This is a genomic window from Amycolatopsis sp. cg5, assembly GCF_041346955.1.
In the GTDB taxonomy this organism is placed as follows: domain Bacteria; phylum Actinomycetota; class Actinomycetes; order Mycobacteriales; family Pseudonocardiaceae; genus Amycolatopsis.
Map to the genome: position 1 here is coordinate 6,916,713 of NZ_CP166849.1, position 23,357 is coordinate 6,940,069.

The window sequence follows — 23,357 nt, forward strand, 5'->3', positions numbered from 1 at the left end:
TTGCGTCGCACAGCGTTGTGAACGTAGCGTTCATGCGGATCAGCGTCTCCGCAAGGGCGACTTGCCCAGGGCCAGATCCCTGACTGCCCGGCATTGGGTTGGAACCGGCCGGAACACTCACGACTCGTGGCAGGATGAGCCGCATGTCCGAGAACCTGCCCGAGGTCGACGTGACGTTGTGGCGCGCTGACGCGATCGTGCTGTTCGACTGGCTGATGAGCGTCGACCTGGACACAGTGCCGATCACTCACCCCGCGCAGAAGCAGGCGCTGGCCGACCTGCTGACCGCGCTGGAGCACAACATCGACAGCGACATCACCGCGTCCACGGCCGAGGAAATCGCGGCCGCGCAAGAGGAAGTCGCCAAAGACATGGGCTGGTAGGCACGCCGCGACCACCGCTCGCTGACCCGGGTCGTGAGTGGTATCGCCGGTTCTAACCGGCCGCATCACTCACGACCCCGGGTGACCCGAAGACGAGGTCGGTCAGCGGCGGACTTCGTCGATGCGGACGGGGCGGCGTTCGCGGCGGGAGATCTCGCAGGCTTCGGCGACGTAGAAGGCTTCGAGGGCGTCCGCTACGCCGCAGGGGCTGGTGGCGCGGCCGGCGACCACGGAGACGAAGACCTCGAGTTCGCGGTTGTAGGCGGGGCGGAAGCGTTCCATGAAGCCGGGGTAGGCGGGGCCTGCGAGTGCGACGACGCCGGGCTCGACCGAGCGGAGGGGGGCGCGGTCGTCGAGGCCGACTATGACGTTCGACTGGGAGCCGAGTACTTCGAGGCGGACGTCGTAGCCCGCGGCGTTGTAGCGGGTGAGGGAGACGACGGCGAGGGTGTCGTCGTCGAGGACGAGGGTGGCGGCGGCCGTGTCGACGTCGCCGGCGTCGGCGAAGAACTGCTCGCCGCGGTTGGTGCCGAGTGCGTAGACCTCGGTGACCTCGCGGCCGCTGACCCAGCGGATGATGTCGAAGTCGTGGACGCCGCAGTCGCGGAAAAGACCACCCGAGTGCGGGACGTACTCGGCGGGCGGGGGCGCGGGGTCGAGTGTGGTGGCGCGCAGGGTGTGGATCCAGCCGAGGTCGCCGGAGGCGACGGCGTCGCGGGCGGTGGTGTAGCCGGCGTCGAAGCGGCGCTGGAAGCCGATCTGGACCGGGACGTCCGAGCCGCTGATGCGGTCGATGACCGCGAGAGTGCCCTCGATGTCGGCGGCGACCGGCTTTTCGCAGAAGACCGGGATGCCCGCGTCGACGGCGGCGGTGATCAGCTTCGGGTGGGCGTCGGTGGCCGCGGTGACCACCAGACCGTCCAAACCGGACTGGAACAGCGCGTCGATGCCGTCGGCGAACTCGACGCCGAGCTTGGCCGACGCGGCGCGGGCGCGCGCCGGGTCGACGTCGGCGACGACGACCGAGGTGACCTCGTCGAAGCCCTTCAGCGTCTCGGCGTGCGAGGTGCCGATCCGGCCGGTGCCTGCAAGTCCCAACCTCATAAGAAATCCTCCAGTAGGAAAAGCTCAGCCGTGGGTGGGGAAACCGAGGTCGACGCCGTGCGCCTGCCGCGGCCAGCGCGACGTGATCGCCTTGCCCCTGGTGTAGAAGTGCACGCCTTCGGCGCCGTGGACGTGGGTGTCCCCGAAGAGGGAGTCCTTCCAGCCGCCGAAGGAGTAGTAGGCCATCGGCACCGGGATGGGCACGTTGATGCCGACCATGCCCACGGTGACCCGGCGCTGGAACTCGCGGGCGGCGAGGCCGTCCGCGGTGAAGATGGCCGTGCCGTTGCCGTACGGGTTGGCGTTGACCAGTTCCAGCGCGGCCTCGAACGACTCGGCGCGCACGACCGCGAGCACCGGCCCGAAGATCTCGTCGGTGTAGATCGACATCTCGGGGGTCACGCCGTCGAACAGCGTCGGGCCGACCCAGAACCCCTCCTCATGATCTTCCGGCGCGAACCCGCGCCCGTCAACCACCAATCGGGCACCGGCTTCGACCCCGGCGTCCACATAGGACACGACGCGGTCGCGGGCGGCGCCGGTGACGACCGGGCCCATCTGGGACGCCGAGTCCGTGCCTGGGCCCGTTTTCAGCGCGCGGGTGCGCTCGGCGATCGCCTCGACCAGCTCGTCGGCGGAATCCCCGACGGCGACGACCACCGAGATCGCCATGCAACGCTCGCCCGCGCTGCCGTAGCCCGCCGACACGGCGGCGTCGGCCGCGCTGTCGATGTCCGCGTCCGGCAGCACGACCATGTGGTTCTTCGCGCCACCCAACGCCTGGACTCGTTTGCCAGCCGCGGTTCCCTTGGCGTAGACGTGCTTGGCGATCGGGGTGGAGCCGACGAAGGAAGCGCCCGCGACGTCAGGGTGGTCGAGCAGCGCGTTGACCGCGAACGCGTCGCCCTGCAGGACGTTGAGCACGCCCGGCGGCAGACCGGCTTCGGAGAACAGCTCGGCCAGGCGCAGCGAGGCCGACGGGTCACGGTCCGACGGCTTCAGCACGAAGGTGTTGCCGCAGGCGATGGCGATCGGGAACATCCACATCGGCACCATGACCGGGAAGTTGAACGGCGTGATGCCCGCGACCACCCCGAGCGGCTGGCGGATCGAATACGCGTCGATACCGCGCGACACCTGCTCGGAATGCTCGCCCTTCAGCAGCTGCGGGATGCCGCAGGCGAACTCGACGACCTCGAGCCCGCGCTGCACTTCGCCGGCGGCGTCGGAGAGGACTTTGCCGTGCTCGGCGGTGATCAGCGCCGCCAGCTCGTCGCGGTGCGCGTCGACGAGTTCGCGGAACTTGAACAGGATGCGCACCCGCGAGGACAGCGAGCTCTCGGCCCAGTCCTGCGAAGCCTTGACCGCGGACGCGACCGCGGTGTCCACATCGGACTGGTCGGCGAGCACGACCTGGCGCGCGACCGCGCCGGTCGCGGGCTGGAAGACGTCGCCGCGACGCGCGGACACGCCGGATGTGCGCGCGCCGTCGATCCAGTGCTGGACGAGTTCGGTCACAGTGCTTCTCCTACCGGGCTGGCGGTGGTCGACCGGACCACCAACGATGGGTGCAGCAGATGGCGGACGGGCTCCTCACGGCCCTCACGCACGCGTTCGAGCAGCGCCTCGACGGCGAGCCTGCCCATTTCGGTCCTCGGCTGGTCCACGGTGGTCAGTGAAAGGTGGCGCAGCGCGGCGAGCGAGGTGTTGTCGTAGCCGACCACGGAGATGTCGTCGGGGACCCGCAGGCCCGCTTCCTCCAGCCGGGAAATGGCGCCGACGGCGTTGAAGTCGTTGCCCGCCACCACCGCGGTGGGCCGCTGGGCGAGCATGTACTCGTTGAGCATCTGCTGCATGGCTTTTTCACCGGCGCTGTCGGTGTGCTCGCTGTGGATGATCAGCGGCGGCAGACCGTGCCTGAGCATCGCGGAGCGGAAACCGCGCCGCCTGGCCGCCGCACCCGCCGCGCCGCCACCGTCGAGGTGCACGATCCGGCGGTGGCCGAGCGCGACGAGATGATCGACGGCCAGCGCGGCGCCCGCCTCGCCGTCGTCGTTCACCGTGTCGATCTCCGGGGCGCGGGTCGTGCGCGACACCATCACCACCGGGCACTGCTTGACCGCGTCCTCGATGGCGAACGCGGGCATCACCGGCGACAGGAGGATGACCCCGGCCGGGCGGAAGGAAAGCAGGCTCCGCAACGCCGACCGCTCACGGGCAGGGCTGCGGCCGCCGGTGTTGAGGATCAGCTCGAAGCCCGCCGCCTGCGCCGCGGCGTCCAAGCCTTCCACCACGTCCGCGAAGAAGGCGTTGCGCAGATCGGAGACCATCACACCGAGCACGGTGGACGTGCGGCTGGCCAGCGACCTCGCCATCGCGTGCGGTGAATAGCCGAGCTCCTCGGCCGCCTTCAGCACGGCGAGCCTGCGCTGCGCGCTGACCTTCGGTGAATTCCTCATCACCAAGGACACCAGTGCGCGGGAAACTCCCGCACGGGCGGCCACATCCTCCATCGTCGGTCGCGACACCTTCACCTCCCCGATTCGCCCTTGACTTGCCGTGATCGACGTTACAAGATTAGAGCGCTCTAATCAATAGAGCGCTCTAACCGCCGACCGCGAGAGGCCCCGATGACAGCGTCGTCCAAGATCCGAATCGCCGCCGCCCCGATCTCCTGGGGGGTGTGCGAAGTGCCGGGCTGGGGCCGGGTGCTCGACGCGCGGACCGTGCTGGGCGAGATGGCCGAGCTGGGCGTCAGCGCCACCGAGCTCGGCCCGCCCGGCTACCTGCCGCGCGATCCCGCCGAGTTGCGTTCGCTGCTCGGCGACCACAAGCTGAGCCTGGTCGGCGGCTTCCTCGCGGTCGTGCTGCACGACGGCCAGGCGGCCGCGCTGGCCGAGGCCGAGGAGTCCGCGGCGTTGTTCGCCGCGTGCGGAGCGGAGGTGCTGGTGCTCGCCGCCGCCACCGGGCTCGACGGCTACGACGAACGGCCCCGGCTGAGCGACGCCGAATGGGCCACGCTCGTCGACACCGCCGCCAAGATCGGCGAGATCGCCGCGAAACACGGGCTCAAGACGGTGCTGCACCCGCACGTGGGCACGCACGTCGAGACCGAGCCGGAGGTCGAGCGGTTCCTCGCCGACTCCGCGCTGCCGCTCTGCCTGGACACCGGGCACCTGCTGATCGGCGGCACCGATCCGGTCGAGCTGGCCAAGCGGTACCCGGACCGGATCGGGCACATCCACCTCAAGGATGTGCGGGCGGAGATCGCCGAAGAGGTCCGCGCGGGCCGTCTCGGCTACACCGAAGCTGTCGGGCAGGGCATCTACGTCCCGCTCGGCGAAGGGGACGTGGACGTCGAGGCACTGGTGCGCTTCGTCCACGCGGGGGGATACGGAGGCTGGTACGTCCTCGAACAGGACACCGCCCTCGGCGAAGCGAGCCCGGTCGACGGTCCACGCCGTGACACCGAGCGCAGCCTGCAGCACCTGACCGAGATCGCCGACCGACTCTAGGAGAGACAATGAAGTCCCTGAAAGCGAAGTCCCTGACACTCAAGAAATGGATGCTCGGCCTCGCCGCCGGCCTCGTGCTCACCGCGTGCAGCGGCCCCACCGCGGACAAGCCCGCCACGACCGGCGCCGCCGACGCGCCGGCGCAGGGCGGTGACCTCCGCATCGCCGTGATCACCCACGGCAGCGCGGGCGACGCGTTCTGGAACGTCGTCAAGAACGGCTCCGAAGCGGCGGGCAAGCAGCTCGGCGTGAAGGTCGAGTACAACTCGGACGGCGACCCCGGCGCCCAGTCGAAGCTGATCGACAACGCGGTCGCGCAGAAGGTCGGCGGGCTCGTGGTCTCGATGGCGAACCCCGAGGCGCTCAAGACCTCGATCCAGAACGCGGTCAAGGCAGGCATCCCGGTGATCACCATCAACTCCGGTGAGGACCGCAGCGCCGAGTTCGGCGCGCTCGCCCACGTCGGCCAGAGCGAGGGTCTCGCCGGGCAGGGCGCGGGCCAGCGGCTCAAGGCGGCAGGCAAGACCAAGCTGCTCTGCGTCATCCACGAGGCGGGCAACGTCGGCCAGAACCAGCGGTGCGACGGCGCGAAGCAGAGCTTCGGCGACGTCCAGACGCTGCAGGTCGACATCAACAACCCGACCGACGCGCAGGCCAGGCTCAAGGCCGCGCTGCAGTCGGACCCGTCGATCGACGCGGTGCTCGCGCTGAACTCGCAGGTCGCCGCGGGCGCGGTCACCGCGGCCAAGGGCGCGAACTCGAAGGCGCAGGTCGCCACCTTCGACCTCAACGCCGACGTGGTCGCCGCGATCAAGGACGGCAGCATCCTGTTCGCCGTCGACCAGCAGCAGTACGAGCAGGGCTACCTGCCGATCGTGTTCCTCAAGCTCTACAAGGACAACGCGAACACCATCGGCGGCGGCAAGCCGGTCCAGACCGGGCCCGGTTTCGTCGACAAGAGCAACGTCGACGCCATCGCGCCCTACGCCCAGCGAGGTACCCGGTAATGGCCGTAGCAGCGCCCGCGCGGGCGGATGAACGCATGGCCAAACCGAGGTTCACCGACCGGCTGATCGCCGCGCCGGAGATCGGCGCGCTGCTCGGCGCCGTGCTCGTCTTCGTGTTCTTCTCCGTGGTCACCGACCAGTTCCTGAGCCCGCTCGGGGTCTCGACGTGGCTGGACGACTCGTCGACGCTCGGCATCATGGGCGTCGCGGTGGCGCTGCTGATGATCGGCGGCGAGTTCGACCTCTCCGCCGGGGTGATGACGGCGTCGACCTCGCTGGTCACCGCCATGCTGGCGACGCAGGCGGGCTGGAACGTCTGGCTCGCGCTGCTCGCCTCGCTGGCGTTCGCGCTGGCGGTCGGCGCGTTCAACGGCTGGCTGGTGATGAAGACCGGGCTGCCGAGCTTCATCGTCACGCTCGGCACCTTCCTGGCGTTGCAGGGGCTCAACCTCGGCATCACCAGGCTGGTCACCGGCACGGTCCAGGTCTCGGGCATGCGCTCGACCGACGGCTACGAGTCGGCGGGCGCGCTGTTCGCGTCCACTGTGGACATAGGCGGCACGCAGTTCCAGATCTCCATCGTCTGGTGGATCATCGTGGCTGCGGTGGCCGCGTGGGTGCTGGTGCGCACCAAGTTCGGCAACTGGATCTTCGCGGTCGGCGGCTCCCTGCAGAGCTCGCGCGCGGTCGGTGTTCCGGTGGTGCGCACCAAGATCCTGCTGTTCATGACCACGGCCTTCGCGGGCTGGATCGTCGGGTCGATCAACATCCTGCGGTTCGCGAGCGTCCAGGCGAACCAGGGCATCGGCCTCGAACTGCAGTACATCATCGCGGCCGTGGTCGGCGGCTGCCTGCTGACCGGCGGTTTCGGTTCGGCGGTCGGCGCGGCGATCGGCGCGCTGATCTTCGGCATGGCCAGGCAGGGCATCGTGTTCGCCCGCTGGGACAGCGACTGGTTCATGCTCTTCCTCGGCGTGATGCTGCTGGCCGCGGTGCTGGTCAACAACACCTTCCGGCGGCGGGCGGAAAGGGTACGGCGATGAGCCTCATCCAGGTCACCGACATCGGAAAGACCTACGGCAGCGTGATCGCGCTGCGCGATGTGTCCACTGTGGTCAACGCGGGTGAGGTCACCTGCGTGCTCGGCGACAACGGCGCCGGCAAGTCCACGCTGATCAAGATCCTCGCCGGGGTGCATCAGCACGACCGCGGCGAGTTCCTGGTCGAGGGTGAGCCGGTCCGGTTCACCTCACCGCGTGAGGCGCTCGACCGCGGCATCGCGACGGTGTACCAGGACCTCGCGGTGGTGCCGCTGATGAGTGTCTGGCGGAACTTCTTCCTGGGCTCCGAGCCGACGGTCGGCTTCGGGCCGTTCCGCGCGCTGGACCGCAAGACCGGGCGCGAGACGACCAAGAAGGCGTTGTCCGACATGGGCATCGACCTGCGTGACGTCGAGCAGCCGGTCGGCACGCTGTCCGGTGGTGAGCGGCAGTGCGTGGCGATCGCGCGTGCCGTGCACTTCGGCGCGAAGGTGCTGATCCTCGACGAGCCGACGGCGGCGCTGGGCGTCAAGCAGGCCGGTGTCGTGCTCAAGTACGTGGCGCAGGCCCGCGATCGCGGGCTCGGCGTCGTGCTGATCACGCACAACCCGCACCACGCGTATCCGGTGGCCGACCGGTTCCTGCTGCTCAAGCGGGGCGCGGCGCTCGGGTCGTACGAGAAGTCCGAGATCGACATCAACGAGCTCACCCGGCAGATGGCGGGCGGCGCGGAGCTCGAAGCGCTCGAGCACGAACTGCGGCAGGTGGAAGCGGGATGAGTCTGGAAGCACTGACGATCGGCCGGGTCGGCGTCGACCTCTACCCCGAGCAGAGCGGGGTGCCGCTGGCCGGCGTCAGCACTTTCGCCAAGTCGCTCGGCGGCACCGCGACCAACGTCGCGGTCGCCGCCGCGCGGCTCGGGCGGCGGACGGCGGTGCTGACCAAGGTCGGCCCCGACGGGTTCGGCGACTACGTGCGCGAGGCGCTGGCCGGGTTCGGGGTGGCACCCGACCATGTCGGCACCTCCCCCGGCCTGCAGACGCCCGTGGTGTTCTGCGAGCTGAATCCGCCTGCCGACCCGCCGCTGCTGTTCTACCGCGCGCCGATCGCGCCGGACCTGACGATCACGGACGAGGACGTGCCGTGGGCGGTCGTCGAGTCGGTGCCGCTGCTGTGGGTCACCGGCACCGGGGTCTCGGTGGAACCGGCGCGCACCACCCAGCGCAAGATCCTCGAAACCCGGGCGCGACGCGAGCACACCGTGCTGGACCTGGACTACCGGCCGATGTTCTGGCCGGACGTGGAGACGGCGCGCGCGGAGATCGGCTGGATGCTCGACCACGTCACGGTCGCCGTCGGCAATCGCGCCGAGGTGGAGGTCGCGGTCGGCACGGCGGACCCGGACCACGCGGCCGACCGGATGCTCGAACGCGGGCTGAAGCTCGCGGTCATCAAGAAGGGTGCCGAGGGCGTGCTGGTCGCGACGCCCGAGGGCCGCTGGACGGTGAAGCCGCAACGCGTCGAGGTGGTCTGCGGGCTCGGCGCTGGTGACGGGTTCGGCGGCGCGCTGATCCACGGGCTGCTGTCCGGCTGGGATCCCGTGCGCATCGCCGAATACGCCAACGCGGCGGGCGCGCTGGTCGCGTCGCGGCTGGCCTGCGCCGACGCGATGCCGACGGCCGGAGAGATCGAGGAGCTGCTGTGAGCCTGCTGACCGACGAGCGCTGGAACGAGCTGCTGCGCACGCGCGTCACCGACCCTGGCGCGATCAAGCGGGCCTACGCGCACCGGCGACGGCGGAAGCTGTTGTCGGACAAGGGAACCCTGTTCCTGGTCGCGGCCGATCACCCGGCGCGGGGCGCGCTCGGCGTCGGCGACGACCCGATGGCCATGGCCGACCGGCGCTCGCTGATCGAACGGCTGCTGGTCGCGCTGGAGAACCCGGCCGTCGACGGGCTGCTCGGCACGCCCGACGTCGTCGAGGAACTGCTGCTGCTCGACGCGCTGCACGACAAGGTCGTCATCGGCTCGATGAACCGCGGCGGGCTCGCGGGCGCGGACTGGGAGATCGACGACCGGTTCACCGGCTACGACGCCAAGTCGCTGGTCGACTTCCGGCTGGACGGCGGCAAGATGCTGCTGCGGCTGGTCGACTCCGACCCGGGCACCGTGCCGACCTTGCAGGCCTGCGCGCAGGCGGTCTCGGAGCTGGCAGCCAACGAGCTCATGGCGATGGTCGAGCCGCTGCCCTACGACCGCGACACCGACGGGAAGCTGGTGCTGCAGAAGGACGCCGAGTCACTGGCCCGCGCGGTCGCGGTCGCGTCGGGCATCGGCGTGACCTCGGCTCACACCTGGTTGAAGATCCCGGCGCCCGAGGACGCGGCCGTGCTGAACGCGACGACACTGCCGGTGGTCGTGCTCGGCGGGGTACCGTCGGCCGACCCGGCAGCCGATCTGGCGTCCTGGGGACGGGCGTTGCGCCACCAGGCCGTGCGTGGTCTCGTGGTGGGCAGGACGTTGCTGTATCCGCCGGATGGGGATGTCGGTGCGGCCGTCGAGGCCGCCGCGAAGATTCTGGAGGCCGCGAAGTGAGCAAGCTCCACCGTCCATTGGGGACACTGAGCGACGGCCACGACCCGATCCGGCTGAGCCCGGACTCGGCGGGCTGGAACTACAGCGGCCTGCGTGTGCTCAAGCTCGCGGCCGGTGAGACGCGGGTGCTGCACACCGGCGAGTACGAGGCGTTCGTGCTGCCGCTGGCGGGGTCGTGCGTGGTCAGGGTCGACGGCCAGACGTTCGAGCTGCGAGGTCGCGATTCGGTGTTCAGCCGGGTCACGGACTTCGCCTACGTGCCGCGAGACGCCGAGGTCGAACTGTCCACTTCGGACGGTATCGAGGTCGCGCTGCCGATGGCGCGCTGCGTCAACCGCCTGGAGCCGAAGTACGGGCCCGCCGAGAACGTGCCGGTCGAGGTGCGCGGCGCCGGTCAGGCGACCAGGCAGGTCACGAACTTCGGCACGCCGGGCGTGTGGGACCACGCGGACAAGCTCAACGCGTGCGAGCTGATCACGCCGGGCGGCAACTGGTCCTCGTACCCGCCGCACAAGCACGACGAGGCGACCGAGTGCGAAGTGATCAACGAGGAGATCTACTACTTCCGCGTCGCCGGGCGCGACGGGGTCACGCCGAGCCGCGAGGGCTTCGGGCTGCACCGGACCTACACCGCCGACGGTGAGCTGGACGAGGACGTCGCAGTGCGCGACGGCGATGTTTTCCTTATCCCGCGCGGATATCACGGACCATGCGTGGCGGCGCCCGGCTATCCCCTGTACTACCTGAACGTCCTCGCCGGGCCCGCGGCCGAGCGGTCGATGGCGTTCTGCGACGACCCGGCGCACAGCTGGATCCGCGAGAGCTGGCAGGACCAGGAACTCGATCCGCGCTGCCCGGTGACGAGCCACGAAGGGCGGGTCTCGTGAAGCTGACCACCGCGCAGGCGCTCGTCCGCTGGATGCTCGCGCAGCGCTCGGAGACCCTCGACGGCCGCGAGGTCCCGCTGTTCCCCGGCGTGTTCGCGATCTTCGGGCACGGCAACGTGCTCGGCCTCGGCACCGCGCTGGAGGAGCACCGCGACGAGATCCCGGTCTGGCGCGGGCACACCGAGCAGGGCATGGCGCTGGCCGCCGTCGGCTACGCGAAGGCGACGCACCGGCGTCAGGTCGGCGCGGTGACCTCGTCGATCGGGCCGGGCGCGCTGAACATGGTGACCGCGGCCGGGGTCGCGCACGCCAACCGGCTGCCGGTGCTGCTGTTGCCGGGTGACACGTTCACCAGCCGCGCCCCGGATCCCGTGCTGCAGCAGGTCGAGCACTTCGGCGACGCGACGGCGACGGTCAACGACGCGTTCCGCGCGGTCAGCCGCTACTTCGACCGGATCACCAAGCCCGAGCAGCTGCTCTCGACGCTGCCGCAGGTCGCGCGGGTGCTCACCGATCCGGCCGACGCCGGGCCGGTCACGCTGGCCTTGCCGCAGGACGTGCAGGTCGAGACGTTCGACTTCCCCGAGTCGCTGTTCGCGCCGGTCACCCATCGGCTGCTGCGGGCGAGGCCGGACCGGCGTTCTCTCACCGACGCGGCCGCCGCGCTGCGAGCGGCGGCGCGGCCACTGCTGGTACTGGGTGGCGGCGTCCGATACTCCGGCGGGGGTCTTCGCGCGGTCGAATTCGCCGAGCGCCATGGCATCCCGATCACGGAGACCACCGCGGGGCGCACGCTCGTCCGGCACGACCATCCGCTGTTCGCGGGCCCGCTGGGCGTCACCGGGTCGACCTCGGCGAACGTGCTCGCGGCCGAAGCGGACGTCGTGCTCGCCGTCGGGACCAGGCTGCAGGACTTCACCACGGCTTCGTGGACGGTCTTCTCCCCCGAGGTCAAGCTGGTCACGCTCAACGCGGCCAGGTTCGACGCGGTGAAGCACGGCGCGCTGGCCGTCGTCGGTGACGCCGACGCCGGGCTGGCCGACCTGGGCGAGCTGCTGGAGAGCTGGGTCGTCGCGCCGGAGTGGACCGGGCGCGCGGCCGCCGAACGCGCCCGCTGGGACGCGCATGTCGACGGGCTGCGTGCCTACGAGTCGGGCGTGCCGACGTACGCGCAGGTCGTGGGTGTGGTCAACGAGCTGTCCGAGCCACGCGACTACGTGATGACCGCGTCCGGCGGTATGCCGGGCGAGCTGCTCGGCGGCTGGCGCGCGACCGGCGAGTCCACAGCGCCTTCCATGGACGTCGAGTACGGGTTCTCGTGCATGGGGTACGAACTGGCGGGCGCGTGGGGCGCGGCGATGGCGCACGACGGGCTCGTCACCACCATGCTGGGCGACGGCTCGTACCTGATGCTCAACTCGGAGCTGTTCTCGGCGGCGTTCGCCGGGCATCCGTTCGTCGCGGTGGTCTGCGACAACGACGGCTACGCGGTGATCGCGCGACTGCAGGAAGGCCAGGGCGGCAAGCCGTTCAACAACCTGTACGCCGACTGCCGGTCAGGGCACGCGAAGCCACCCCGCGTCGACTTCGCGGCGCACGCGGAGTCCTTGGGCTGCGCGGTGTTCACGGCCGACGGCCTGGACGACGTCCGCGTCGCCTACGCGAAGGCCCGTGAGGCGGCGGTCGCCCAGAAACGGCCCGCGGTGGTCGTGGTCGCGACGCAGCCGAACGCGTGGACCGAGGCAGGAGCCTGGTGGGAGGTCGGCGTGCCCGAGCACCTGTCGGGCCGTCCCGCGTACGACGACGCCAAGCCGGGACAGGTCCGGTACCTGGGCTCCTAGACCCGGGATAAAGCCCGCTTTACTCCGCGATGTTTAGCGGGCTTTATCCCCGGGAGTTAAGCGGGCTTTATCGCGCGGAGTAAAGCCCGCTTTATCGCGGGGGATAAAGCGGGCTTTACTCCGCTCAACCAGGCGACACCGCGTGGGGCACCAGGAGGAGGGGCGCGCCCGAACCGTCGGCTTTCACCGACCAGATGTCGCCACCCAAGCCGTAGAGGACCGACTCCTCCCGCCACAAGGGCTGGTCGTCGACCGAACGCGTCTCCGCGAGCACGGTTTCCCGCATGGTCGACAATTCGAGCACGGCTATCCGCCAGCCGTCCCCGAAGCGTTTCTTGAACGCGATCCGCGTGCCGTCCGGCGAGAGCGACGGGCATTCGACCCCGTCGCGCAGCACCTTCGCGCGGAACTTCCCGAAGTCGCCTTCGATCAGGTACGTGTGCCCCTTGCTGCCCAAGGTGGCATAGAACCGGTTGCCGTCGTCCGCGAACGTGATGCCCCAGTAGTTGACGTCGTTCGCGTAGTAGCGCTCGCCGTCGAGGAAGACCGCGAGCTGCTCGATCGACTTGATCAGCTTGTCCTGCTGCGTGTCGTAGATCCCGGCGCGGGTGGAGAAGCCGGTCTCGGCGTAGGAGTCGCCGCTGACGAACATCGTCCAGTAGGCGTAGCGCCCGTCCGGCGACACCCGTGCCCGGCTGGGTGTGCCGGGCAGCGTCTCCTTGTGGTGGACCCGCAGGTGCTCGTCGACGATCAGGACGTCGGTCTCGGGCGGCAACGTACCGGGCTGGACGGCGAGGCACAGCCCGGTACGTTTCGAGAACGCGAACCGGTCGCAGCTCAGGCCGCTGAGCTGCCGGGGGCCGGTGGTCGCGGTCATCGGCACCGCCCCGACCTTGCCGGAGCCGGGGCCTTCGGCGGTGTTGCGGAACAGGAGGCTCTCCTGCGCCAGCATCACCTCCCCCTCGGCGACCGGGACGGCGTTCTCGGCGGGACCACCGCTGCCCGTGCGTGCGTAGGCGACGTAGCCGACGGCCACCCCGGCAAGCAGGAGCACCGCGGCGAGCAACACGAGCAGTTTCTTCTTCACGCACTGACCTCCAGCGGTTTGACGACGGCGGCGACCGCGACCACCGCCACCAGCGAGGCGACCACCACGAGCAGCGCCACGCGCATGTCCCACATCGTCCACAGCAGACCGAACAGCACCGAGGACGCCATCCTGGCGACCGCCTGGCCGGTCTGGACGAGCGCGAGCCCGCCAGCCCGGATGTTAGCGGGCAGCAGCGGCCCGGCGGCGGCCATCAGCACCCCGTCGGTGGCCGCGTAGAACATCCCGTGCAGCACCAGCGCGAGCACGCCGAGCCACCACACGGTCGGTCCACACAGGACGATCAGCGCCACGGCGAGCGCGACATGCCCGCCGAGGAAGACCTTCCACCGCCCCGCCCGGTCGGCGAGCTTGCCGAACGGGATCGCCAGCAGCAGGAACACGCCGGCGGTGCCCAGCGGCAGCAGCGGGAACCAGACCGAGCCGACGTCCCAGCGCCGTTGCAGCACCAGGTAGACGAACGAGTCCCCGATGGTCACCAGACCCAGGAGTGCCGCCCAGCCGCAGACCCGTCGAACCGAAGCCTGGCGCAGGACCGCGACTGTCTCACGGAGGGATACCCTTTCTTTCGCTGTCTCAACGGGTTTGCGGTCACGGACGAACAAGCCCAGCAGCAGCACCCCGATGATCGCGATGCAGAAGCTGGCGAAGAAGACCGACGTGTAGCTGCCGAGGCTGATCCACAGCACGCCCATCGCGACGAGCGGGCCGAGGAACGCGCCGACCGTGTCCATCGCCCGGTGCACGCCGAACGCGCGGCCGAGCGACGCGGGTTCGCTGCTCAGCGAGATCAGCGCGTCACGTGGCGCCGTGCGCAGTCCCTTGCCGGTGCGATCGGCGGCCAGTGCCGCGCCGATCGCACCGACGGAGGACCCGGCCGCCATCAGCCCGAGCTTGCAGACGGCGGAGAGCCCGTACCCGAAGCCCGCCACCGCCTTGAGCCGATGCCAGCGGTCGGCCGCGTGCCCGCCCAGCAGGCGGACGATCGCGGTGACGCCGGCGTACATGCCGTCGAGGAGCCCGAACTGCAAGGGGTTCAGCCCGAGCTCGACGACGAGGTACAGCGGAAGCACGGCGGTGACCATCTCCGAGGAGATGTCGGTGACCAGGCTGACCATGCCGAGCGCGATGACGTTGCCCGCCACCCGCCCGGCCACGGGGGTGTCCGTGGCCGGGCGGTCAGTCGTGATGTACATGATCAGTGGCAGGTGTAGGTCGGGCTGCTGTCCAGCACCTTGTTGTCCAGCCCGATGAGCTGGCTGGTGAAGGTGTTGTCCGTCATGGTCAGCTTGAGCACGCCGTAGGTGCTGAGCAGCTTGGCCGTCGTCGGGTGCGCCGCGTGCAGCGGGTAGAGCGGGGCGCCGCCCATGCCGCCGAGGATCTCGACCGGACCGGCCGCGTTGGCCTTGCCGTTCGCGTCCTGCGGGACGAACCGCTCGTAGTGGTGGTCGTGGCCGTTGAGCACCAGGTCGACCTTGGCGTCGACGAGCGGCTTCCACAGCACCTGGGCGCCTTCGTTGTCGCCGTGGTCGCCGGAGCTCCACCTCGGGTGGTGGAAGTACGCGGCGACGCAGCCCTTGGTGTTGGCGGCCAGGTCGGCCTTGAGCCAGGCCACCTGGGGCGGGTCTGCGGCGGCGTTCACGCTGTCGCTCTCGACGACGAAGTCGTTCGAGTCGAGCGAGATGAAGTGCCAGTTGCCCATGTCCCAGCTGTAGTACCGCTTGCCGTTCGGCTTCCCGATCGCGCCGAAGTACTTGTCGTAGCCGGCGAACGGCGGGCTGTCGTAGGTGTCGTGGTTGCCGACCGAGGGCTTGGTGATGCTCTTGAACTTGCCCCAGGTCTTGTCGTAGTAGCTGGTGTAGTCCGAGTAGTGCGCGTCGTCGTACTGGTTGTCACCCATGGTGATGACCGCGGCGGGGTTGATGCCCTGCACGAGGGCGGCGGTCTTGGGGTGGATGCAGGACGACGAGCTGGCGGTGCACCGGTCCGCGATGTCACCGGCCGCGGCGAGCACGAAGCTTCCGCCGCCGTTGCCCGCCGGGGTGGTCACCGCGAGCGCGGCGCTGGCGCCGGACACGTTGCCCGCGGCGTCACGGGCACGGACCGTGTACGAGTACGCGGTCTGCGGGGCGACGGTGGTGTCGGTGTACGAAGGCGTGGCCGAGGTGCCGACCACCGTGCCGCCGCGCAGGATGTCGTAGCCGTCGACGGCCACGTTGTCGGTGGAGGCCGTCCAGCTCAGCGCCACGCTGGAGGCGGCGACCGTGTCCGCCTTCAGCCCGGTCGGGACGGTCGGCGCCTGCGTGTCACCGGTGGTGTCGGTGACGCCGTACACCTGGAACTCGAAGAGGGAGTAGCCGTAGCTCGTGCCGCGGGCGGTGCCGACGACCCGGACGTACCGGCCTCGGCCGTTCAGCCCAGTCCGATCGTCGGTTCCGCCGTCACCGGCGTCGTTGGTGTCCACTGTGGTCCAGGTCGAGCCGTCGGCGGACAGCTCGATGCGGTACTTCTTGGCGTAGGCGGCTTCCCAGTTCAGCTTGACCCGGTGCACGGTGGCCGACTGGCCGAGGTCGACGCGGATCCACTGCGGGTCGACGCCTTCCGCGCTGGCCCAGCGGGTGGTGGTGCTGCCGTCCACGGCGTACTTGCCCGCGTACGAGGAGCTTTCCTGGCTGGAGGTGGCGGTGGTCTTTCCTTGGGACAACAGGATGTCGGCGGCCGCCGACGTCGCTGTCATGGTCATGGGCAGTAGTACTGCCGCTGGTATGAGCACTGCTAAGGCTCGTTTGATGGTCACTTCGGGAGCTCCTCTTGGCCGGACGGCTGGCAGGGAGAGAAGTACGTGTACACAAGGTAAACAGTAAAGAAAGTTTCTTAACTAAGAAGCCTCGCGACTGTAGCTCGTCTCTTTTTCGCCTAGCAAGACCATCCCCTGGATGTCGTAACCCAGTAGTTATGCGAAAGCCCCCTTCTCTGCGCACAACGCAACGAAGGGGGCTCGCTTGCTTCGATCTATGTCAGTGACAAAGTCACGACATGCACTGTCCCGTGCAAGGTATCCGGTACCAGCAAAGAGTTTGCTCGTTCATCGAGCAGGAAATCCGCGGTCGTGCTACGGCCGACGCCCGACAGCAGAACTTGGACGTTCTCGCCGTCCCGATCCATCCTCCAGACCATGCCGTTGTCGAAACTCGACACATAGATCGAGCCGTCGTGACCCTGCGCGACACCGTCCGCGCCGCGGAATCCGGTCGCGATGATCTTTTTGCGATCATTTTCAAGATCACTTTCGACAACGTTGCCATAAAACATGTCGACCATGAGCAGTCTGCCCGGCTTCCGGCTCGGCGTGACGCCGTTCAGCACGAGCGTCTTGCGAGAGGGCTTGACGACCTCGGTGATCTTGCCCGTCAACGGGATGCGGTAGATCCGCGCGAAGGACGGGATGGCCGCGCCCTCCGGGCTGTCGACCGGCCAGAGGTAGCCGTTCGGGTCGCGCATGAAACCGCGGCCGCCCATTTCACTGACGTACACGGCCTCGCCGCCCGGCTCCGCGGCGACATCATTGAGGAACTCGATGGTCTTCGGAAAAGAAGCGGGAGTGGCGAGTACCTTTTTGCCGCCTTTTCTGTCGATCGTCCACACCGCGGTGGTATCGGCGACGACAAGATACTTCCCGGTGAACGCGATACCGCGCGGATTGTCGAGTCCGGTGGCGAAGGTGGCGACGGCGCCGGTCTTCGGATCGAGCGTGCGCACCTCGCCGTCGTTCTTGCCCAGTTCGGGAGCGCCCTGGATGGTCACGAAAACCTTGCTGTCAAAGCCTTTCGTGACACTTTCAGGTCGCGTCCCGACGGCGAAGGACACCTCGGACGGCGCGGCGACGGCCGGTGCCGTGAACGTCAGCGCCGCCACTGACGCGAGCAGGATGGCACGAGAAAACCAGGGGTGTGCGGGCATGGCAGCAGGTTCGCACGGCGGATATCCGCCTAGCCAGAAGAAAAGGCGAAGTTCGGCGCTTCAGCCCATAAAATGTGTCAATGACCGAGAAGATCGTTGATTTCGCGTACCGCTGAGCGACCGGCGCGATTCGCGCCGACCGTGCTCGCCGAAGGTCCATAGCCGACCAGATGCAGCCGCGGCTCGGCGACGACGCGGGTGCCGTCCAGCTTGATCCCGCCACCCGGTTCGCGGATCCGCAACGGCGCGAGGTGGTCGATCGCGGCGCGGAATCCGGTCGCCCACATGATGATGTCGGCCGCCTGCTCGGTGCCGTCGGCCCAGACGACGCCGGTCGGGGTGATCCGCTCGAACATCGGCTTGCGGTCGAGGACGCCGTCGGCCTGCGCCTGGCGGACCTCGGGCGTGAGCGCCAGGTCGGTCACGCTGACCACGCTCGCCGGCGGTTTGCCCGCGCGGACCGCGCGCTCCACCTTCGCGACGGCTTCGCGCCCCCAGTCCTCGGAAAACGGGCCGGAGCGGAAGACCGGCGGCCGCCGGGTCACCCAGGTCGTGCCGCGCGCGACGGTCGCGATCTCCATCAGCAGCTGGATCGCCGAGGTGCCGCCGCCGACGACCACCACGCGCTTGCCGCGGAACTCCCCCGCGCCGGTGTAGTCGGCGGTGTGCAGCTGACGCCCGGCGAACGTCTCCTGTCCCGGGTAGTGCGGCCAGAACGGGCGGTCCCAGGTGCCGGTCGCGCTGATCACCGCGCGCGCCGACCAGGACTCGGCGGCGCCGGCGACCACGAGCCGGTCGCCGTCGCGGCTCACCGACAGCACGTCGACCGGACGCTGGACCGGCAGGTCGTAGGTGCGCTCGAACCGGTCGAAGTACTCCGAGACGACCTCGGACGCCGGCCTGCTCTGATCCGGCGTGCCCAGCGACATCCCCGGCAGGTCGTAGAGCCCGTGCACCTTGCCGAGCACCAGCGAAGGCCAGCGGTACTGCCACGCGCCGCCCGCCCGTTTGCCGTGGTCGAGCACGACGAACCCGCTGCCGTTCCGATATCCGGTCCGGCGCAGGTGATAGGCGGCCGAAAGGCCCGCCTGTCCGGCTCCGATCACGACTACGTCGGTCTCGTGGTCCGCGCTCATACCGGGTTCAACGGGCCCGCCGCCCGGATATTTCGCGGTTTCGGTCACACGCTAACGACGAAGGAGCTTCCTGATCAGGAGGAAGGCCACCATCGCCGCACCGGCGGCGAGCACCGGGCGCAACCGTTTGGCCATCGAGCCGCCCGCGATCTCGACCAGGTCGATCGCCTCGGCTTCGGGAATCGGCGGGACGCTGCGCAGCTGCGGCCGTTCGGGCTCGGGTTCCTCCTCGGCGGGTTCGGGCGTCCCGAGCTTCTCGGCCAGCCGCTCGGCGAACTGGTCCAGTATCTTGCCGCCGACCTCGCTGATCAGGCCACGCCCGAACTGCGCTGGCTTGCCCGTGACCGAAAGCTCGGTCGCGACCGCGCCGTGCGTGCCGCCGTCGCGCTCGGTCAGCGTGAGGGTGACCGTGGCCGACGCCGTGCCCGCGCCGCGCGCGTCCTTGCCCGCCGCCTTGATGACGACCTTCTTCGCGGCTTCGTCCTTCTCGAGGAATTCGCCGGTGCCCTTGTAGAGCAGGGAGATCGGCCCGAGCTTGACCTTCACCGTGCCGCTGAACGTGTCGCCCTCGACTTTTGTGACCGTCGCGCCCGGCATGCAGGGCGCCACGTACTCGGGGTCGATCACGGCCTTCCAGACGTCCTCGACGCCTGCCGGAACGGTGAATTCATGGTCGAGCCGCACGGGCCGACCTCCCTTCTGCTCAGGTACCGATCGCCGAGGCGAGTGCCCTGCCGGTGAGCACCCTGGCGAGCTGCTGCCGGTATTCGACGTCGGCGTTGCCGTCGACGGGCGGGCTGGTGCCCTCGGCCGCGTGCGTGGCGGCCGCCGTGATCGCTTCGGCCGTGGCGGGCTGCCCCACCAAAGCCTGCTCGACGCCGGTGGCACGCATCGGCGTCGAACCCATGTTCGTCAGCGCGACCCTGGCCTCGGTGATCGTGGCCCCGTCGGTGCGCACCGCGGCCGCGACGGCGACCATCGACCAGGCCTGCGCGACGCGGTTGAACTTCTCGTAGTGCGTGTACCACCCGGTGTGCTTCGGCACCCGCACCTCGACCAGTATCTCGTTTTCCGCGAGCGCGGTGGTGAACAAGTCCTGGAAGAATTCCGCGGCGGGCACGGTCCGGCGCCCGTCGGGGCCCGCGATGACCATCTCGCAGTCGAGCGCGAGCACCGGAGCGGGCAGGTCACCGGCCGGGTCGGCGTGGGCGAGCGAGCCGCCGAAGGTGCCGCGGTGGCGGACCTGCGGATCGGCGACCGTGTCGGTGGCGCGGGCCAGCAGCGCGGCGTGCTCAGCGATCAGGTGATCGCGTTGCACGTCGTAGTGCGTGGTCATGGCGCCGATGACGAGCGCGTCGCCGTCCTCGCGGACACCGCGCAGGTCGGCGATCTTGCCGAGGTCGACCAGCACGGTCGGCGTGGCGAGCCGCATGCGCAGCACGGGCAGCAGGCTCTGCCCGCCCGCGATCACCTTCGCGTCCTCGCCCGCCTCGGTGAGCGCTTGGACCGCTTCCTCCACTGTGGACGGTGCGACGTAGTCGAAACTCGCCGGGATCACTGGGCACCTCCGGATGCGTCGATCGAGCCGAGTCCGCCACCGGCTTCGGAGCCGATGTCGCCGGCGGCCTTGGTCCCGTGCTGGATGGCGTGCCACACCCGCATCGGCGTCATCGGCATCTCGATGTCGGTGACCCCGAAGTGCCGCAGCGCGTCGACGACCGCGTTGACCACGGCAGGCGTGGACGCGATCGTGCCCGCCTCGCCGACTCCCTTGGCGCCCAAGGGGTTCGTGGTCGACGGGGTCTCCGTGCGGTCGGTGGTGAATGAGGGCAGGTCGGCCGCGGACGGCAGCAGGTAGTCCGCGAACGTGCCCGTGGTCAGCGTGCCGCTCTCGTCGAACACCGCCTCCTCGAACAACGCCTGCGCGATGCCCTGCGCGAGCCCGCCGTGCACCTGTCCTTCGACGATCAGCGGGTTGACCGCCACGCCGACATCGTCGACGCAGACGTAGCTGCGCAGCGTGATCCGGCCCGTCTCGGTGTCCACTTCGGCCGCGCAGAGGTGCGTGCCGTGCGGGAACGAGAAATTCTCCGGGTCGAAGGTGGCCTCGGAGTCCAAAGTGGGCTCGAAGCCGTCGGGCAGGTTGTGCGAGCTGAACACGGCGAACGCGATGTCCTGGATGGACGTCGCCTTGTCGGTGCCCTTGACGCCGAAGCTGCCGCCGGTGAACTCGAGGTCGTCCTCCGCGCACTCCATCAGGTGCGCGGCGACCGTCTTCGCCTTGGCGATCACCTTCTCGGCGGCCTTGACCACGGCGATCCCGCCGACGACCAGCGACCGCGAGCCGTAGGTGTCCATGCCCTTGTGCGAGGACTGGGTGTCGCCGTGCAGGATCTCGATGTCCTCGAACGGCACGCCGAGCTGGTCGGCGACGATCTGGCTCCACGCCGTCTCGTGGCCCTGGCCGTGCGCGGACGCGCCGGTGACGACCTCGACCTTGCCGGTCGGCAGCACCCGGATCGCCGCGTGCTCCCAGCCGCCCGCGCCGTAGTCGAGCGAACCGAGCACGCGCGACGGCGCGAGGCCGCACATCTCGGTGAACGTCGAGATGCCGATGCCGAGCTGGATCGGGTCGCCGCTCGCACGCCGCTCCGCCTGCTCGCGGCGCAGGCCGTCGTAGTCGAAGAGCTGCTTGGCCTTCTCGGTCGCGGCCTCGTAGTTGCCCGAGTCGTAGGTCAGCCCGCACACCGTGGTGAACGGGAACTCCTCGTGCTTGATCCAGTTCTTTTCGCGTAGCTCCAACGGGTCCATGCCGAGTTCGGCGGCCAGCTCGTCCATGATCCGCTCGATGGCGAACGTCGCCTCCGGGCGGCCGGCGCCGCGGTAGGCGTCGGTGAGCGTGGTGTTGGTGAACACGTTGGTGCAGGCGAAGTGATACGCCGGGAACTTGTAGATCGCGTTGAACATGAACGCGCCGAGGATCGGCACGCCCGGCCCGACCAGGCCGAGGTAGGCGCCCATGTCGGCCTTGAGGTCGGCCTTCAGCCCGAGCACCGTGCCGTCCCGCTTGGCCGTGATGGTGATGTCCTGGATCTGGTCACGGCCGTGGTGCGCGGTGAGCAGGCTCTCCGAGCGGGTTTCGTTCCACTTCACCGGTTTGCCGAGCTTCTGCGCGACGACCAGCGCCATCGTCTCCTCGGGCAGCACGGCGATCTTGCCGCCGAAGCCACCGCCGACGTCCGGCGCGATCACCCGCACCTTGTGCTCCGGCAGGCCGAGGGTCAGCGCGGCCATGGTCTTGAGGATGTGCGGGATCTGCGTCGACGACCACATGGTCAGCTGGGTGCCGGTCGGGTCGACCACGCAGGCGCGCGGCTCCATGAACGCGGGCACCAGCCGCTGCTGGCGGAAGCGCCGGGTGAGGGTGACCTCGGCGTCGCCCGCGGTCTCGGCGAAACTCGCGCCCGTGCCCGCTTCGCCGGAGTCGAACACCCACACCGCGCTGGTGTTGGTGCCGAGTTCCTCGTGCACCAGCGTCGCGTCCTCGGCGAGCGCGGTCTCCAGGCCGAGCACGACAGGGAGTTCTTCGTACTCGACGTCGATGTATTCGAGCGCGTCGTGCGCCTCGGCCGCCGTGCGCGCGGCGACCACGGCGACGCCCTCACCGGCGAAGTTCACCTGGGTGGCGGCGAGCATCGGGCGGCGCGGCGACTTCATGTCCGGCGTGATCGGCCACGCGCACGGCATGCCGACCTCGCTCGCCGGGTCCAGGTCCGTGGCCGTGTAGACGGCGACGACACCGGCCTGGTCCTTGGCCGCCGAGGTGTCGACGCTGACGATCTTGGCGTGCGCGTGCGGGCTGCGCAGCACGGCCAAGTGCAGCATGCCGGGCAACGTCAGGTTGTCCGTCCACCTGGTACGCCCGGTGATCAGCCGCTCGTCTTCCTTGCGCCGCCGGGACTTTCCTACCTCCGGCTCGATGGTGGCGGTCATCATTCGCCCCCGATGCCCACGTGCGAGGCGCTTTCCTGCGACGACATCCGCTCGGCCTCCGGCCCGGCGCCGGGACGCATGTGGTGGGCGGCGTCGCGGACCGCGCGCACGATGTTCTGGTAACCCGTGCAACGGCAGAGATTGCCTTCGAGCCCTTCCCTGACGGCTTTCTCGTCGGGATCGGGATTGTCCGCCAGCAGGTCGATCGACTGCATGATCATGCCGGGTGTGCAGAAACCGCACTGCAGCGCGTGATTGTCGTGGAACGCCTGCTGCACCGGATGCAGCTTGCCCTCGCGCGCCAGTCCTTCGATGGTGGTGATTTCACAGCCGTCGGCCTGGACCGCGAGCACCGAGCAGGATTTGACGCTGTGCCCGTCCAGATGGACGGTGCAGGCGCCGCAGTTGCTGGTGTCGCAGCCCACCACGGTGCCTACCTTGCCGAGCCGTTCACGCAGATGGTGCACGAGTAGCGTGCGCGGTTCGACCTCGTCGCTGTACTTGGTTCCGTCCACGGTGACGGTGATGCGCATGTGCGGTCTCCAGTGGTGGGAGCGGGTGTGATCGGACTCACTTTCGAGCGTGCTACTTCCCGTTCCCCGGGACAACCCCCCACCCGTGCGAGCAGCACGGCCGATCCGCATCCGCGGATTTCTCGGCTTTGTCGACCCTCATTCGCGGAATTCGGCACTACTCCGTTCAGCGGAGCGGCAAAATTTACTTCACCCGGGCGAGAAATCCGTTGGTGATCAACCATCCGACAGCGATCGGCGTGGGCACATGCGGGG

At 69.3% G+C, this 23,357-nt stretch carries 21 protein-coding genes; 9 read left to right on the plus strand and 12 right to left on the minus strand.

Annotated elements, in window-relative coordinates; all coding sequences use genetic code 11:
- Positions 1-143: 143 nt before the first annotated feature.
- Entirely contained in the window at positions 144-383 is a 240-nt protein-coding gene (locus AB5J62_RS30875) for a hypothetical protein (RefSeq protein WP_370943490.1), read from the plus strand.
- Between the two features lie 102 nt (positions 384-485).
- Here AB5J62_RS30875 and AB5J62_RS30880 read toward each other — a convergent pair whose 3' ends face one another.
- Genes AB5J62_RS30880 through AB5J62_RS30890 form a run of 3 tightly spaced genes read right to left on the minus strand, consistent with a single transcriptional unit; the run spans position 486 to position 4,015 of the window.
- Positions 486-1,487 (minus strand): Gfo/Idh/MocA family oxidoreductase, encoded by a 1,002-nt coding sequence (locus AB5J62_RS30880; protein WP_370943491.1) that lies wholly within the window; start codon positions 1,485-1,487, stop codon positions 486-488.
- Between the two features lie 24 nt (positions 1,488-1,511).
- Positions 1,512-3,005 carry a CoA-acylating methylmalonate-semialdehyde dehydrogenase gene (locus tag AB5J62_RS30885; RefSeq protein WP_370943493.1) on the minus strand — a complete coding sequence of 498 codons (1,494 nt, stop codon included), beginning with the start codon at positions 3,003-3,005 and terminating at the stop codon, positions 1,512-1,514.
- Positions 3,002-4,015 (minus strand): LacI family DNA-binding transcriptional regulator, encoded by a 1,014-nt coding sequence (locus tag AB5J62_RS30890; protein ID WP_370943494.1) that lies wholly within the window; start codon positions 4,013-4,015, stop codon positions 3,002-3,004. The genes AB5J62_RS30885 and AB5J62_RS30890 overlap by 4 nt, the downstream gene beginning before the upstream one ends.
- Positions 4,016-4,117: 102 nt before the next feature.
- On the opposite strand from AB5J62_RS30890, the gene AB5J62_RS30895 reads away from it, so the two are divergent.
- Genes AB5J62_RS30895 through iolD form a run of 8 tightly spaced genes read left to right on the plus strand, consistent with a single transcriptional unit; the run spans position 4,118 to position 12,372 of the window.
- Complete coding sequence (locus AB5J62_RS30895) at positions 4,118-5,002, plus strand: TIM barrel protein (protein ID WP_370943495.1); 885 nt, start codon at positions 4,118-4,120, stop codon at positions 5,000-5,002.
- A gap of 8 nt (positions 5,003-5,010) precedes the next feature.
- The gene (locus tag AB5J62_RS30900) at positions 5,011-6,009 is read left to right on the plus strand and encodes a sugar ABC transporter substrate-binding protein (RefSeq protein ID WP_370943496.1); all 999 of its coding nucleotides are present in this window, start codon (positions 5,011-5,013) and stop codon (positions 6,007-6,009) included.
- The gene (locus AB5J62_RS30905) at positions 6,009-7,052 is read left to right on the plus strand and encodes an ABC transporter permease (protein WP_370943497.1); all 1,044 of its coding nucleotides are present in this window, start codon (positions 6,009-6,011) and stop codon (positions 7,050-7,052) included. Before AB5J62_RS30900 ends, AB5J62_RS30905 begins: the two co-directional genes overlap by 1 nt.
- The gene (locus AB5J62_RS30910) at positions 7,049-7,828 is read left to right on the plus strand and encodes an ATP-binding cassette domain-containing protein (protein WP_370943498.1); all 780 of its coding nucleotides are present in this window, start codon (positions 7,049-7,051) and stop codon (positions 7,826-7,828) included. The genes AB5J62_RS30905 and AB5J62_RS30910 overlap by 4 nt, the downstream gene beginning before the upstream one ends.
- Positions 7,825-8,754 carry a 5-dehydro-2-deoxygluconokinase gene (gene iolC / locus AB5J62_RS30915; RefSeq protein ID WP_370943499.1) on the plus strand — a complete coding sequence of 310 codons (930 nt, stop codon included), beginning with the start codon at positions 7,825-7,827 and terminating at the stop codon, positions 8,752-8,754. Before AB5J62_RS30910 ends, iolC begins: the two co-directional genes overlap by 4 nt.
- Positions 8,755-8,756: 2 nt before the next feature.
- Positions 8,757-9,644 carry an aldolase gene (locus AB5J62_RS30920; protein WP_370950387.1) on the plus strand — a complete coding sequence of 296 codons (888 nt, stop codon included), beginning with the start codon at positions 8,757-8,759 and terminating at the stop codon, positions 9,642-9,644.
- Positions 9,641-10,531: a 5-deoxy-glucuronate isomerase gene (gene iolB, locus AB5J62_RS30925; RefSeq protein ID WP_370943500.1), complete on the plus strand. Its 891-nt coding sequence runs from the start codon at positions 9,641-9,643 to the stop codon at positions 10,529-10,531. Before AB5J62_RS30920 ends, iolB begins: the two co-directional genes overlap by 4 nt.
- Positions 10,528-12,372, plus strand: coding sequence for a 3D-(3,5/4)-trihydroxycyclohexane-1,2-dione acylhydrolase (decyclizing) (iolD, locus tag AB5J62_RS30930; protein ID WP_370943501.1), 1,845 nt, complete (start codon positions 10,528-10,530; stop codon positions 12,370-12,372). Before iolB ends, iolD begins: the two co-directional genes overlap by 4 nt.
- A gap of 124 nt (positions 12,373-12,496) precedes the next feature.
- Here the strand turns inward: iolD and AB5J62_RS30935 are convergent, their stop codons facing one another.
- The 9 genes from AB5J62_RS30935 to AB5J62_RS30975 form a co-directional block, all read right to left on the minus strand.
- Positions 12,497-13,459 carry a hypothetical protein gene (locus AB5J62_RS30935; protein WP_370943502.1) on the minus strand — a complete coding sequence of 321 codons (963 nt, stop codon included), beginning with the start codon at positions 13,457-13,459 and terminating at the stop codon, positions 12,497-12,499.
- Positions 13,456-14,676 carry an MFS transporter gene (locus AB5J62_RS30940; RefSeq protein ID WP_370943504.1) on the minus strand — a complete coding sequence of 407 codons (1,221 nt, stop codon included), beginning with the start codon at positions 14,674-14,676 and terminating at the stop codon, positions 13,456-13,458. Before AB5J62_RS30940 ends, AB5J62_RS30935 begins: the two co-directional genes overlap by 4 nt.
- Positions 14,677-14,678: 2 nt before the next feature.
- Positions 14,679-16,223: a discoidin domain-containing protein gene (locus AB5J62_RS30945; RefSeq protein WP_370943505.1), complete on the minus strand. Its 1,545-nt coding sequence runs from the start codon at positions 16,221-16,223 to the stop codon at positions 14,679-14,681.
- Between the two features lie 269 nt (positions 16,224-16,492).
- Positions 16,493-17,440, minus strand: a complete 948-nt coding sequence (locus AB5J62_RS30950; RefSeq protein ID WP_370943507.1) for an SMP-30/gluconolactonase/LRE family protein — start codon at positions 17,438-17,440, stop codon at positions 16,493-16,495.
- 77 nt (positions 17,441-17,517) lie between these two features.
- Entirely contained in the window at positions 17,518-18,576 is a 1,059-nt protein-coding gene (locus tag AB5J62_RS30955; protein ID WP_370943508.1) for an NAD(P)-binding domain-containing protein, read from the minus strand.
- A gap of 51 nt (positions 18,577-18,627) precedes the next feature.
- Entirely contained in the window at positions 18,628-19,260 is a 633-nt protein-coding gene (locus AB5J62_RS30960; protein ID WP_370943509.1) for an SRPBCC family protein, read from the minus strand.
- A gap of 19 nt (positions 19,261-19,279) precedes the next feature.
- Positions 19,280-20,134 carry a xanthine dehydrogenase family protein subunit M gene (locus AB5J62_RS30965; protein ID WP_370943510.1) on the minus strand — a complete coding sequence of 285 codons (855 nt, stop codon included), beginning with the start codon at positions 20,132-20,134 and terminating at the stop codon, positions 19,280-19,282.
- A complete protein-coding gene (locus AB5J62_RS30970; RefSeq protein ID WP_370943511.1) occupies positions 20,131-22,569 on the minus strand; it encodes a xanthine dehydrogenase family protein molybdopterin-binding subunit in 2,439 nt (812 codons plus the stop codon). Before AB5J62_RS30970 ends, AB5J62_RS30965 begins: the two co-directional genes overlap by 4 nt.
- The gene (locus tag AB5J62_RS30975) at positions 22,569-23,102 is read right to left on the minus strand and encodes a (2Fe-2S)-binding protein (RefSeq protein ID WP_370943512.1); all 534 of its coding nucleotides are present in this window, start codon (positions 23,100-23,102) and stop codon (positions 22,569-22,571) included. Before AB5J62_RS30975 ends, AB5J62_RS30970 begins: the two co-directional genes overlap by 1 nt.
- Positions 23,103-23,357 lie beyond the last annotated feature (255 nt).